Annotated in this window: 13 protein-coding genes; 9 read left to right on the top strand and 4 right to left on the bottom strand. The window is 64.4% G+C overall.

The genetic code is table 11. The annotated features are described in order from the left end of the window. Positions 1-106: 106 nt before the first annotated feature. From LPA36_RS24180 to ettA, 3 genes are all read left to right on the top strand, one after another. Entirely contained in the window at positions 107-1195 is a 1089-nt protein-coding gene (locus LPA36_RS24180; RefSeq protein ID WP_228882435.1) for a sn-glycerol-3-phosphate import ATP-binding protein UgpC, read from the top strand. A gap of 77 nt (positions 1196-1272) precedes the next feature. Then, a complete protein-coding gene (locus LPA36_RS24185; RefSeq protein ID WP_228882437.1) occupies positions 1273-1587 on the top strand; it encodes a DUF3761 domain-containing protein in 315 nt (104 codons plus the stop codon). Between the two features lie 205 nt (positions 1588-1792). After that, a complete protein-coding gene (gene ettA, locus LPA36_RS24190) occupies positions 1793-3460 on the top strand; it encodes an energy-dependent translational throttle protein EttA (RefSeq protein ID WP_228882439.1) in 1668 nt (555 codons plus the stop codon). Here the strand turns inward: ettA and LPA36_RS24195 are convergent. Next, complete coding sequence (locus LPA36_RS24195) at positions 3439-3642, bottom strand: hypothetical protein (RefSeq protein ID WP_228882440.1); 204 nt, start codon at positions 3640-3642, stop codon at positions 3439-3441. The genes ettA and LPA36_RS24195 overlap by 22 nt on opposite strands. On the opposite strand from LPA36_RS24195, the gene LPA36_RS24200 reads away from it, so the two are divergent. Further along, positions 3641-4816 (top strand): DUF748 domain-containing protein, encoded by a 1176-nt coding sequence (locus LPA36_RS24200; RefSeq protein WP_228882441.1) that lies wholly within the window; start codon positions 3641-3643, stop codon positions 4814-4816. The two genes, LPA36_RS24195 and LPA36_RS24200, sit on opposite strands and share 2 nt — an antisense overlap. Positions 4817-4868: 52 nt before the next feature. On the opposite strand, the gene LPA36_RS24205 is transcribed toward LPA36_RS24200, so the two are convergent. From LPA36_RS24205 to LPA36_RS24215, 3 genes are all read right to left on the bottom strand, one after another. Next, a complete protein-coding gene (locus LPA36_RS24205; RefSeq protein ID WP_228882442.1) occupies positions 4869-5492 on the bottom strand; it encodes an HAD family hydrolase in 624 nt (207 codons plus the stop codon). Positions 5493-5582: 90 nt separating this feature from the next. Next, on the bottom strand, positions 5583-7397 hold the full coding sequence (locus tag LPA36_RS24210; protein WP_228882443.1) for an aminopeptidase P family protein: 1815 nt from the start codon (positions 7395-7397) through the stop codon (positions 5583-5585). A gap of 24 nt (positions 7398-7421) precedes the next feature. Beyond that, positions 7422-7676: a hypothetical protein gene (locus tag LPA36_RS24215; protein WP_228882444.1), complete on the bottom strand. Its 255-nt coding sequence runs from the start codon at positions 7674-7676 to the stop codon at positions 7422-7424. Between the two features lie 251 nt (positions 7677-7927). Between LPA36_RS24215 and LPA36_RS24220 the strand changes: the two genes are divergently transcribed. The 5 genes from LPA36_RS24220 (at position 7928) to grxD (ending at position 12566) form a co-directional block, all read left to right on the top strand. Continuing rightward, positions 7928-8617 carry a response regulator transcription factor gene (locus LPA36_RS24220; RefSeq protein ID WP_228882693.1) on the top strand — a complete coding sequence of 230 codons (690 nt, stop codon included), beginning with the start codon at positions 7928-7930 and terminating at the stop codon, positions 8615-8617. A 114-nt stretch (positions 8618-8731) separates the two neighbouring features. Next, complete coding sequence (gene hemA / locus LPA36_RS24225) at positions 8732-10054, top strand: glutamyl-tRNA reductase (protein ID WP_228882446.1); 1323 nt, start codon at positions 8732-8734, stop codon at positions 10052-10054. Positions 10055-10177: 123 nt separating this feature from the next. After that, entirely contained in the window at positions 10178-11260 is a 1083-nt protein-coding gene (gene prfA / locus LPA36_RS24230) for a peptide chain release factor 1 (protein ID WP_228882449.1), read from the top strand. A gap of 20 nt (positions 11261-11280) precedes the next feature. Continuing rightward, on the top strand, positions 11281-12135 hold the full coding sequence (gene prmC / locus LPA36_RS24235; RefSeq protein WP_228882451.1) for a peptide chain release factor N(5)-glutamine methyltransferase: 855 nt from the start codon (positions 11281-11283) through the stop codon (positions 12133-12135). A 119-nt stretch (positions 12136-12254) separates the two neighbouring features. Further along, entirely contained in the window at positions 12255-12566 is a 312-nt protein-coding gene (gene grxD, locus LPA36_RS24240; RefSeq protein WP_228882454.1) for a Grx4 family monothiol glutaredoxin, read from the top strand. Positions 12567-12585 lie beyond the last annotated feature (19 nt).

Raw genomic sequence — 12585 nt, forward strand, 5'->3', positions numbered from 1 at the left:
CCGGGACAGGTTAAGTACCGAACACCATACAAGACAATTCAACGCGATGGCGCGCGACGCGTGACGCTTGACGCGACGCCCGCGAATGCACGGAAAGGCAAAACGAATGGCTGCGCTGACCCTGAAGGGCGTGAAAAAGACGTACGACGGCAAACAGATGGTGCTGCACGGCATCGATGTCGATGTCGCCGATGGCGAGTTCGTCGTGATGGTGGGGCCCTCCGGCTGCGGCAAGTCGACCTTGCTGCGGATGGTGGCCGGGCTCGAAGGCATCTCCGAAGGCACGATCTCGATCGCGGACAAGGTCGTCAACACGCTGGAACCGAAGGATCGCAACATTGCGATGGTGTTCCAGAATTACGCGCTCTATCCGCATATGAGCGTCGCGCAGAACATGGGCTACGCGCTGAAAATCGCCGGCGAGGATCGCGCGACGATCGACCGGCGCGTCGACGCCGCCGCGAAGATTCTCGAGCTCGAACCGTTGCTCGCCCGCAAGCCGCGTGAACTGTCCGGCGGGCAGCGACAGCGCGTCGCGATGGGCCGCGCGATCGTGCGCGAGCCTGCCGTGTTCCTGTTCGACGAACCGCTATCGAATCTCGATGCGCGGCTGCGCGTGCAGATGCGTCTGGAAATCCAGCGCCTGCATGCGCGTCTTGCAACCACGAGCCTGTACGTCACGCACGACCAGATCGAAGCGATGACGCTCGCGCAGCGGGTGATCGTGATGAACAAGGGCCACGCGGAGCAGATCGGTGCGCCAACCGAGGTCTACGAGCGGCCCGCGACGGTATTCGTCGCGAGTTTCATCGGCTCGCCGGGGATGAATCTGCTGGACGGCGGCGTGTCCGGCGATGGCGCGTTCTTCGAAGTCGCGGGCAACGGGCCAAGGCTGCCGCTCGCAGGCGTGCCGTGTATCGGCCGCGAGGTGGCGGCCGGACGCGAGTGGACGCTGGGCATCCGGCCCGAGCACATGACGCCGGGGCTGACCGACGCCGCGCCCGCGACCCTCACCGTCGATTCCTGCGAGTTGCTGGGCGCAGATAACCTTGCGCACGGCCGATGGGGCAATCGCGATGTGGCGGTGCGGCTGCCGCATGCGCATCGCCCGGCGCGCGGTGAAGCGCTGCAGGTGGCGCTGCCCGGCCAGCACCTCCATTTCTTCGATCCGTCGACGGGCAGGCGCGCTAACTGACGGCACCGATCCATAACAGTGCGGTGTTGTGTCATGTAGCGGCGCGATACATCGAAAAATAACAAACGGTTCTGACCATGACCCCCGGCATTGCTCTGCCTCACCTGCGGCGTAAGACGGCATTCATCGGCGCCCTTGCCGCGAGCCTGCTGCTGGCAGTCATGCCCGCGTGGGCTTACGTGGCGCCCGCTTCCACGCCTGACGAGGCCAGTCTCAGCAACCACAACACGTATCAGAACCGCGACGGCGAGACCGTTCACGCGCCGGCCCGCTCGCTGTCGGGCAAGATTCCCGAAGGCGCCACCGCGCGCTGCCGCGACGGCTCCTGGAGCTTCAGCCGGCATCGTAGCGGAACGTGTTCGCGTCATGGTGGCGTCGCTGAGTGGCTATAGTGCGACTTCGCTGAGCTCGCGTCACCCTGGCCGGATGGCATAGCGACGGCCCGCGACGGTGCTTTCGCCCTGGAGGGCGAAGTACAATGCCAGTTCTCCCTGCGCGCCGGTCGCCGGCGCCGTCCGGGAAACGCATACCCATTCACCCACGCCCGCCCGCCCTTTTCAGTGCGGCCCGCGGCGTCAACGCCTGGTTTTCAAGCAAATGGCCCAATACGTCTTCACCATGAACCGGGTCGGCAAGATCGTGCCGCCCAAGCGCCAGATCCTGAAGGACATCTCGTTGTCTTTCTTTCCCGGTGCAAAAATCGGTCTGCTCGGCCTGAACGGCTCGGGCAAATCGACATTGATCCGCATCATGGCCGGTGTCGACAAGGACATCGAAGGCGAAGCCACGCCGATGCCGAATCTGAACATCGGCTATCTGCCGCAGGAGCCGCAGCTCGACCCGCAGAAAACCGTGCGGGAAGCGGTCGAGGAAGGCCTGGGCGATGTTTTCAATGCGCAGAAGAAGCTCGATGAAATCTACGCCGCGTACGCCGAGCCGGACGCCGACTTCGACGCGCTCGCCGCCGAACAGGCGAAGTACGAAGCGATTCTCGCCACGGCCGACGGCGGCAGCCCCGAGCAGCAGATCGACATCGCGGCCGACGCGCTGCGCCTGCCGCCGTGGGACGCGAAAATCGAGCATCTGTCGGGCGGCGAAAAGCGTCGCGTCGCGCTGTGCAAGCTGCTGCTCGAAAAGCCCGACATGCTGCTGCTCGACGAACCGACCAACCACCTGGACGCGGAATCGGTCGACTGGCTCGAACAGTTCCTCACGCGCTTCCCGGGCACAGTGGTTGCTGTAACCCACGACAGATACTTCCTGGATAACGCCGCCGAGTGGATTCTCGAACTTGACCGCGGTCATGGCATTCCGTGGAAGGGCAACTACAGCAGCTGGCTCGACCAGAAGGAAGAGCGGCTGAAGCAGGAAGAAGCAACGGAATCGGCGCGTCAGAAAGCGATCAAGAAGGAACTGGAGTGGGTGCGCCAGAACCCGAAGGGACGCCAGGCAAAATCGAAGGCACGTATTGCGCGATTCGAGGAACTGAGCAGCCAGGATTACCAGAAGCGCAACGAAACATCGGAAATTTTCATCCCCGTTGGCGACCGTCTCGGCAACGAGGTGATCGAGTTCAAGAACGTATCGAAGGCATACGGCGACCGTCTGCTGATCGACGATCTGAGCTTCAAGATTCCGGCGGGCGCGATCGTCGGCATCATCGGGCCGAACGGCGCGGGCAAGTCGACGCTGTTTCGCATGTTGACCGGCAAGGAGCAGCCGGATTCGGGCGAAATCGTGCAGGGCCCGACCGTGAAGCTCGCGTATGTGGATCAGAGCCGCGATGCGCTGGATGGCTCGAAAACCGTTTTCGAAGAGATTTCCGGCGGTGCGGATGTACTGACCGTGGGTAAATATGAAACGCCGTCGCGCGCGTACATCGGGCGCTTCAACTTCAAGGGCGGCGACCAGCAGAAGAACGTCGGCAACCTGTCGGGCGGTGAGCGCGGCCGGCTGCATCTGGCAAAAACGCTGATCGCGGGCGGCAACGTACTGCTGCTCGACGAACCGTCGAACGACCTCGACGTCGAAACGCTGCGCGCGCTTGAAGACGCGTTGCTGGAGTTCGCGGGCTCGGTGCTGGTGATCTCGCACGATCGCTGGTTCCTTGACCGTATCGCGACGCATATTCTGGCGTTCGAAGGCGAATCGCAGGTGACGTTCTTCAACGGCAACTATCAGGAATACGAGGCGGACAAGCGTAACCGTCTCGGCGAAGAAGCTGCACGGCCGAAGCGCCTCCGCTACAAGCCGATCACGCGATAGGTTTCGCGGGCACGGCGCAGCGGATCGGCTCCGGTCGAAGTCGATGCGTGCGCACCAGCCGGTGGAGGTGCGGGCGGGCCGGGCCCGGCCTCGCTCGCCTCTACCGCGAGACGCCCATCGATCCACACAACAAGGTGCATCGTCCGGTTGCGCGCACGGCGCGGCAACGAGGAGGCAGGCATGCCGATGTCGAAAGGCAGTCGCGTGGCCGTCGCACTGACGGGCCTGGTGGCGATGCTGCTTGTCATGGTCGTGGCTGGTGTTCTGTTCATCCAGCACGAAGTGAAGGAACGCGTCATCGCCGCCCTCGGTCCACTCGGGAGTGCCGACACGATCGATGTTGGCCTCAAAACCATCCGCCTCACCAACGTGCGTCTACGCGCCCCCGCCAACTGGCCCGCCGCCGATCCGTTTCGCGCCGACACGGTTACGCTGGAACCCGACGTTCGCGAACTGATCCAGCGGCGGATTCACGTGCGCAATGTCGAGGTCACCGGATTCAACATGACCGTGCTGCGCACGAAGGATGGCACCGTCCAGTTGCTGCCGAATCTCCGGCAGACACTGAACGAGACCGCGAACACCGGTGCGAGCGATGCCAGTGCCAGCGAAGCAGCACCGCTGCCGCGGGAAAAAATTGTCGATCACGTCGAATTCCAGCGCGGCACGTTCGTGTTTTACGATCTGACGGTCAGCAATCCCGCCTACCAGGTCGCCATTACGGATGCGAGCGCGACAATCGATCACATCCATCTGCCGGATCTGAACGAACCGACGGCGCTCGCTGTCAACGGCTCGATCAAGGGGCCGTCGCATACCGGCACCGTTTCATTTGGCGGCTGGATAAAAATCGCGAGCAAGGATTCGCAGACCACCACCACGATGCGCGGCGTTGACGTCAGGACGCTCGATCCTTATCTGCTCAGGAAAGCCGGCGCGAAGGCGCAGGTGACGGGCGGCACGCTAGACCTGAAAGTGGATTCGACCGTGCGCAATTACCACCTCCACGCGCCTGGCGTCGTGACGGTACACCATCTGCAACTCGCCGATACCGGCAACCCCGTCGACACGTTCCTTTCAATCCCGACCAAAGCAGCCGTCGCCGCACTCAAGAAACATGGCGACGACATCACGCTGCATTTCGTGCTCGAAGGCAATCTGCGAGACCCAAAGTTCTCGCTTAACGAAAGTCTGCTGACGAAAATGAGCAACGGCTTTGCGGAGGCGCTCGGCGTGAGCGTCGCCGGAGTCGCAAAAGGCGCGGGCGAAACGGTTAAAGGGATCGGCAACGCGCTCCTGAACCTGATCGGCAAGGAACCCGCGGATGCGCAGCATCCGTCGCGATCGTCACCGTAACGGCATGACTTGCAGGATGCGCGGCACACCGCTGCGCATCATTGCGCCTTGATCAGACGGGCAAGCCCAGTTCGCGCAGCTTCGCTTCAGTGTGCGCTGCGTCGGTGTGATGCACGCCATGCCAGCCAAGCGAGGTCGCGGCCTCGGCGTTCTTCAGGTTGTCGTCGATAAAGACGAGTTCCGCTGGCTGGATGCCTGGCAGATGGGACTCGATGCGCGTCATCATCTCCGCGAAAATCGCCGGGTCGGGCTTCACGAGTTTCACGCGCCCCGAGACGACGATGTCCCGAAAGCGCCGTAAAACAGGGAAGTTCTCCCATGCATACGGAAACGTCTCAGCCGACCAGTTCGTCAGCCCGAAAAGCGGCACGTTGGCCGCTTCGAGTTTTTCCATCGTCGCGATGCCGTCTTCGAGCACGCCGCGAATCATCTCGTGCCAGCGCTCGTAGAACGCGCGAATCAGTGTCTCGTGTTCCGGAAACTTCGCGACCCGTTCAGCCGTGCCTTCTTCGATCGTCTGGCCGCCGTCCTGCTGGATGACCCAGTCCATCGCGCAGACGTGCGTGAGAAACCAGCGGCGCTCCGCTTCGTCGGGAATCAGCGTGCGGTAGAGGTACTGCGGGCTCCAGTCGATCAGTACGCCACCGAAATCGAAAACGACTGCCTTTATCGCCATGCATACTCCCATGCCAGTGGTCCGGAAAGCGGGCGAGCTGCAACGCAGCCGCCCGCGCAGGCTGTGTGACGTGTTGCGAAGCGCCGTGCGTCAGATCGCCTGCGTGCGCGTTTCGAGCCACGCCTTCGCGTCGCCCGAGACATGCGGCGAAACGCGCGCACGCACCATCTCGTGATACGCGTTGAGCCACGAGCGCTCGTCATCCCGCAATAGCGCGAGATCGACGCAGCGGGTATCGATCGGGCACAACGTCAGCGTTTCGAACTTCAGGAAATCGCCAAACACGGTCTTTTCCGCCTCGCGGTTCAGCACGAGGTTTTCGATCCGGATGCCCCACTTGCCCGGACGGTAAATGCCCGGCTCGATCGACGTGATCATGCCCTCTTCCATCGCCGTCCACGCTTCGGCCGGCGCGTAGTGCGAGATCACCTGCGGGCCTTCGTGCACGTTCAGGAAGTAGCCCACACCGTGCCCCGTGCCATGACCGTAGTCCGCGCCGGCTTCCCAGATCGGCGCGCGGGCGATCGCGTCGAGCATCGGCGAGCGGATACCGCGCGGAAACTGCGCGCGAGAGAGCGCCATCGTGCCTTTCAGCACGGTCGTGAAATCGCGGCGATGCTCGGCGTTGATCGTGCCGATCGGCACGACACGCGTGATGTCCGTCGTGCCGCTCAGGTACTGGCCGCCCGAATCGATCAGCAACAGGCCGTTGCCCTCGATTGTTGCGTGCGAAGCCTGCGTGGCGCGGTAATGCGGCATCGCGCCGTTCGCGTTGAAACCGGCGATCGTGCCGAAGCTCAGCGTGACAAAGCCCGGACGACGCGCGCGCGCCGCGGTCAGACGTTCGTCGATGGTGAGCTCGGTGATCGTTTCGCGACCGAGCGCGCCCTCGAACCACGCGAAGAATTCAGCGAGCGCCGCGCCGTCCTGCTCCATCGTTGCACGCACATGCTCCGCTTCGGCGGGTGTCTTGCGCGACTTCAGGAACGTCGAAGGATTCACGGCTTCGACAATTTTCACGTTCGACGGCACCGCCTGCAACAGGCCGAAAGTAATACGCCGCGGGTCGATCAGCAGCGTCGAACCGGACGGCAGCGCGGCGAGCGCATCGGCTGCTCCTGCGTATGGCTTCACCTGGATGCCGTCGCGCGCCAGCGCATCGGCGAGCGCCTGCGGCACCTTGCCGTCGGCAACAAACAGCGACGCGCCGTCGAGTCCGATCAGCGCATGCGCGACGAACACGGGGTTGTAGCTCACATCCGCGCCCCGCAGGTTCAGGAGCCACGCGAGGTCGTCGAGCGTCGAGATGAAGTGCCACTGCGCGCCTTTTTGCTGCATCTCGCGGCGGATCTGGTCGAGCTTGTCGGCGCGCGTGACGCTCGCGTGCGGTGCCGCGTGCTCGTAGACGGCTTCGACCGGCAGTGTCGGGCGCTGCGGCCAGATCGTGTCGAACAGATCGACGTCGGTTCGCAACGCAACACCGCGCGCCGTCAACGCATCGTTCAACGCGCGCGCCACGGCCACGCCGAGCACGGCGCCGTCGACGCCCACCGCCGCGCCGCCTGTCACGTTCTGCGCGAGCCAGTCGATGTGCGGCGCGGTCTGCTGGCCGCCCATCATCTTCATCAACCGCACGCCGGTGCCGGCGAGTTGTGCCTCGGCCTGCACCCAGTAGCGGCTGTCGACCCAGAGGCCGGCGAAATCTTCGGTGACGACCAGCGTGCCGACCGAGCCGGTGAAACCGGAGAGCCACTCGCGCCCCTGCCAGCGGCCTGGCAGATATTCGGAAAGGTGAGGATCGGCGGACGGCACCAGGTAAGCAGCGAGGTTTTCGCGCTTCATGGCGCCGCGCAGCACGGCAATGCGTTCGGGAATGGACGAAGTTTCGGGAAGTCGGGCGTTCATTGTTTCACCTGCGGGGAATTCATCTTATCGACGGGATAAAAGGCCGACCGTCACGGCGACGGCGATCAGCGCGACGGAGGTACAGGCCAGCCATTCGAGCGTATCACCATCATGGAAGAGACCGGTGACGTTGCCAGCCATCGCGGCGACAACCGCCCCGACGATGCCGGCAACCAGCGCCACCACGATACGCCCGCGGCCCGCGCGTCGCAGCGGATGCAGCCATCCGCCGACCAGCCCCACCACCGCGCCCAGTATTGCGATACCAGCCCAACCCATCAGCGACGGACCTCGAATGATTTAAGACCGCTCTTATAGGGTCGAAGCGTTTGCACAGCTAGCATTTTTGTCTCGTTAACTAACAGGTCAGCACGGCGCCGTGCGCGTAGCGGTTGAGTTTAGGGGCCGGGGTAGCACAAGGCAAGCCGCGGGCCTCGCCTGCGCATATGCCTGGCCGGAATCGCGACCGCATCCCCGACCTCCGGTCGTCCGGGCAGCGGAATGCGCCAGATATGCTGAACGTGCCCCTTATGCGTATTGCGCTCGTCGAGCCCGACCGAAGTCAGGCCAATCTGATTGGTCGCCTGCTGCTTGCCGGCGGCCACGCCTGCGAGCACTTCCCAGCCAGCACGCCCTTTCTGGCGAGCGCCGCCAGCCAGACCTTCGACCTGCTTCTGGCGGACGTCTGGTCTGGCGACCTCGCCGCCGAGGACGTCATCCCGCTTGCCCGCAAGGTGCTGCCCGGCCTGCCCGTCATGGTGCTGATCACCGCGCCCCGCGAAAGCGAAATCGTCTCGATCCTGCACGCCGGTGCCGACGACTGCCTGACCAAGCCCGTGCGCGGACCGGAAATGCTGGCACGCGTCGACGCGCTGCTGCGGCGCGCGGGCGTGCGCCGGCCACGCAACCGGCTGCGCAGCGTTTTCGGCGACTATGCTTTCGACACGGCGCACGATGTCGTCACGTTCCGCGGCCAGCGCGTGGAACTGACGCCAAAGGAGTTCCGGTTCGCCCTGCTGCTGTTCACGAACCTGTCGCGGCCGGTCTCGCGCGCGCACATTCTGGAGGCGGTCTGGACACGCAGCCGCGACGTAAGGTCGCGCACCCTCGACACCCACGCGTCGCGGCTGCGCTCGAAACTCCAGTTGCGCCCCGAACTCGGCTACGCGCTCACGCCCCTTTATGGCTACGGTTACCAGCTTGACCGCGTCGTGTCCTGACCCTGCGCCGGGGCTTCATCCCGGGTATCAGGCACGGTCAATGAAAGATCCCTGGAAACGCTATAATATTGGGCTACACCATAGCGCCGCCCACGCCGCCTACAACAGCGCCCCATGCAGCTTCTAACGATCGGAATCAACCACCACACCGCGCCTGTCGCCTTGCGCGAACGCGTGGCGTTTCCGCTCGAACAGATCAAGCCGGCGCTCGCGACGTTCAAGGACATCTGGCTCGGCCCCGCCGCCCGCCAGGCGCCGGAAGCCGCCATTCTGTCCACCTGCAACCGCACCGAACTCTACTGCGCCACCGACGATCACGCCGCGCGCGAAGCCGCCATCCAGTGGCTCTCGCGCTATCACAACCTGCCGGCTGGTGAACTGGCCCCACATGTGTACGCGCTGCCGCAGTCCGAAGCCGTGCGCCACGCGTTTCGGGTCGCCTCGGGGCTCGACTCGATGGTGCTCGGCGAAACGCAGATCGTCGGCCAGATGAAGGATGCGGTGCGCACGGCGTCCGAAGCCGGCGCGCTCGGCACCTATCTGAACCAGCTGTTCCAGCGCACGTTCGCCGTCGCGAAGGAAGTGCGCAGCACGACGGAAATTGGCGCGCAATCCGTTTCGATGGCCGCGGCGGCCGTGCGGCTGGCGCAGCGCATCTTCGACAAGGTCTCGAACCAGCGCGTGCTGTTTATCGGCGCGGGCGAAATGATCGAGTTGTGCGCAACCCATTTTGCCGCGCAGCAGCCGCGTGAACTCGTGGTCGCCAACCGCACCGCCGAGCGCGGCTCGCGGCTCGCCGAACGCTTCAACGGCCGGGCGATTCCGCTCGCAGATCTCCCCGCGCGCATGCACGAATTCGACATCATCGTGTCGTGCACGGCGTCCACGCTGCCGATCATCGGCCTGGGCGCCATGGAGCGCGCAGTGAAGGCGCGCCGTCACCGCCCGATTTTCATGGTCGACCTGGCCGTGCCGCGCGACATCGAACCCGAAGTCGGCAAGCTCGAAGATGTGTTCCTGTACACCGTCGACGACCTCGGCGCGATCGTCCGCGAAGGCAATGCATCGCGTCAGGCAGCCGTCGCGCAGGCCGAAGCGATCATCGAGACGCGCGTGCAGAACTTCATGCAGTGGCTCGACGCGCGCAGCATCGTGCCGGTCATCCGTCACATGCACACGCAGGCTGACTCGCTGCGTCGCGCCGAACTCGAACGCGCACACAAGATGCTCGCGCGTGGCGAGGATCCGGCCGCCGTCCTCGAAGCACTTTCGCAGGCGCTGACGAACAAGCTGATCCACGGCCCGACGCACGCGCTCAATCGCGCCAGCAGCGAAAACCGCGACAAGCTCATCGAACTGATGAGCGGCTTCTATCACCACGGCGGCGCCTCCGGCCCCGTCGAGCCGTCAGACCCGTCCGACTCTTCGGACCGTTAGCGACGCTGTCGTCGCAGGCGGCACGTCCGCCGCATGCCGGTCATGCCTCGCGCCCGGCATCCGCGAATTTCCCGAATTTTCCATTAGCAGTCGTCCTTTCCGGAGCCCGCTCCGACCCGTCCGATGAAAACGAGCATGCAAAGCAAGCTCGACCAGCTCACCACCCGGCTGGCCGAACTGAACGACCTGTTGAGCCGCGAAGACATCACCGCGAATCTCGACCAGTACCGCAAGCTGACGCGCGAACACGCGGAACTCGGGCCGGTCGTCGAGCAATACGCGCTATGGCGCCAGGCGCTCACCGACGAAGCCACCGCGCAGGGGCTGCTGTCCGACGCGTCGATGCGCGACTTCGCCGAAGAGGAAATCCGCGCCGCCCGCGAGCAGAAAGCGAAGCTCGAAAGCGAACTGCAGACCATGCTGCTGCCCAAAGACCCGAACGACAGCCGCAACATCTTCGTCGAAATCCGTGCGGGTACGGGCGGCGACGAATCGGCGCTGTTCGCGGGCGATCTGCTGCGCATGTATCTGCGCTACGCGGAGCGCAACCGGTGGCAGGTCGAGATGATGTCCGCGAGCGAGTCGGACCTCGGTGGCTACAAGGAGGTGATCGTACGGATCGCCGGCGAAGCGGCATATTCGAAGCTGAAGTTCGAATCCGGCGGCCATCGCGTGCAGCGCGTGCCGGCTACCGAAACGCAGGGCCGTATCCATACGTCGGCATGCACGGTCGCGGTCATGCCGGAAGCGGACGAGATCGCTGAAGTGCAGATCAATCCGGCGGACCTGCGGATCGACACGTTCCGCGCGTCCGGCGCGGGCGGCCAGCACATCAACAAGACCGATTCGGCCGTACGGGTGACCCATCTGCCGACCGGCATCGTCGTCGAATGTCAGGACGACCGCTCGCAGCACAAGAACAAGGATCGCGCGCTCAAGGTGCTCGCCGCGCGCATCATGGACAGGCAGTCGCAGGAACAGCACGCGAAGGAAGCCGCCACGCGCAAGAGCCTGATCGGATCGGGCGACCGGTCGGAGCGGATTCGCACGTACAACTTCCCGCAGGGGCGTCTCACCGATCACCGGATCAACCTGACGCTCTACCGCCTCGACGCGATCATGGACGGCGATCTCACTGAACTCATCGCGGCGCTGGTGAGCGAACACCAGGCGGAACTGCTCGCCTCGCTCGGCGACGCCGACTGACGCACGCCCACGCCGCCGCCATGCAAAATGCCGATACCGCTGCCGCCCTGCTACGCGCTTCCACGCTACCCGTGCTCGAAGCGCGGATCCTGCTCGGGCATGTGCTGGGCTGGCGCCGGACGGAACTGATCACCCGCAGCGACGAACCGCTCGGCGCAGCGTTGATCGAGCGTTATCGGGCGCTGGAGGCACGGCGCCTTGCGGGCGAACCCGTTGCGCAACTCGTCGGCGCGCGCGAATTTTTCGGGCTCGAATTCGACGTCACGCCGCATGTGCTGATTCCGCGGCCCGAAACCGAGTTGCTGGTCGAAACCGCGCTCGAAGCGCTCGAGGGCCTGAAGAAGCCGCGTGTGCTCGACCTCGGCACCGGCACAGGCGCGATTGCCGTCGCGATTGCTTCGGCGCGACCTGACGCGCAGGTCTGGGCGGTCGACCGCTCATCCGAGGCGCTCGCCGTCGCCGTTCGAAACGCCGGCAAGCTGCTTGACGCAGCGCGCCCTGGCGGCGCACCGGTATTTTGGGAAGGCGACTGGTACGATGCGCTGAATGCGAGCGAGGCGCTTCACTTCGACGTCATCGTGAGCAACCCGCCCTATATCGCTAGCGGCGATCCCCATCTGTCACAGGGCGATCTGCGTTTCGAACCGCGCGGCGCGCTCACCGACGAAGCCGACGGCCTCTCCGCCATCCGCGCGATCGTATCTGGCGCGCCCGCATGGCTTGCGCCTCGTGGCGTGCTGTGGATGGAGCACGGCTACGATCAGGCGCAGGCCGTGCGCACATTGCTCGAAGACCGCAGCTTCGGTGAAGTCCGCTCTGCGTGCGATCTCGCGGGCATCGAACGCATCAGCGGCGGGCGGCGTGCGGCGACCTGAACCGCCTTCCCTGATACACGAATCGCCCGTACGAACCGCAAGGCGACGCCCAGCCTGCGCCATCGAATTCCGCTATCATCTGGGTCTATCCCGCAATTTACGGAACCGCAAGGTCAGTCATGGATACGCAACAACGCATCAAGCAAATCGTCGACGAAAACAACGTCGTGCTCTTCATGAAGGGCAACGCGCAGTTCCCGATGTGCGGCTTCTCGGGCCGCGCCATCCAGATCCTGAAGGCGTGCAACGTCGGTGAATTCAAGACGGTCAACGTCCTCGACGACGAAGGCATCCGTCAGGGCATCAAGGAATTCTCGAACTGGCCGACCATTCCGCAGCTTTACGTGAAGGGTGAGTTTGTCGGCGGCTCGGACATCATGATGGAGATGTACCAGTCCGGCGAACTGCAGCAACTGTTCGCGGCTGCGTAATCCTGCTCGCGTGGCGCAC

The organism is Paraburkholderia saeva (assembly GCF_907164555.1).
Classification (GTDB): Bacteria; Pseudomonadota; Gammaproteobacteria; order Burkholderiales; family Burkholderiaceae; genus Paraburkholderia; species Paraburkholderia saeva.

Bases quoted from the DNA above. Each gene is read 5' to 3' on its own strand.
- LPA36_RS24215 (WP_228882444.1), bottom strand. From the start codon at position 7,676: ATGGGTTGGGCTGGTATCGCAATACTGGGCGCGGTGGTGGGGCTGGTC.
- LPA36_RS24200 (WP_228882441.1), top strand. From the start codon at position 3,641: ATGCCGATGTCGAAAGGCAGTCGCGTGGCCGTCGCACTGACGGGCCTG.
- LPA36_RS24220 (WP_228882693.1), top strand. From the start codon at position 7,928: ATGCGTATTGCGCTCGTCGAGCCCGACCGAAGTCAGGCCAATCTGATT.
- LPA36_RS24185 (WP_228882437.1), top strand. From the start codon at position 1,273: ATGACCCCCGGCATTGCTCTGCCTCACCTGCGGCGTAAGACGGCATTC.
- prmC (WP_228882451.1), top strand. From the start codon at position 11,281: ATGCAAAATGCCGATACCGCTGCCGCCCTGCTACGCGCTTCCACGCTA.
- hemA (WP_228882446.1), top strand. From the start codon at position 8,732: ATGCAGCTTCTAACGATCGGAATCAACCACCACACCGCGCCTGTCGCC.
- LPA36_RS24205 (WP_228882442.1), bottom strand. From the start codon at position 5,492: ATGGCGATAAAGGCAGTCGTTTTCGATTTCGGTGGCGTACTGATCGAC.
- prfA (WP_228882449.1), top strand. From the start codon at position 10,178: ATGAAAACGAGCATGCAAAGCAAGCTCGACCAGCTCACCACCCGGCTG.
- grxD (WP_228882454.1), top strand. From the start codon at position 12,255: ATGGATACGCAACAACGCATCAAGCAAATCGTCGACGAAAACAACGTC.
- ettA (WP_228882439.1), top strand. From the start codon at position 1,793: ATGGCCCAATACGTCTTCACCATGAACCGGGTCGGCAAGATCGTGCCG.
- LPA36_RS24210 (WP_228882443.1), bottom strand. From the start codon at position 7,397: ATGAACGCCCGACTTCCCGAAACTTCGTCCATTCCCGAACGCATTGCC.
- LPA36_RS24180 (WP_228882435.1), top strand. From the start codon at position 107: ATGGCTGCGCTGACCCTGAAGGGCGTGAAAAAGACGTACGACGGCAAA.
- LPA36_RS24195 (WP_228882440.1), bottom strand. From the start codon at position 3,642: ATGCCTGCCTCCTCGTTGCCGCGCCGTGCGCGCAACCGGACGATGCAC.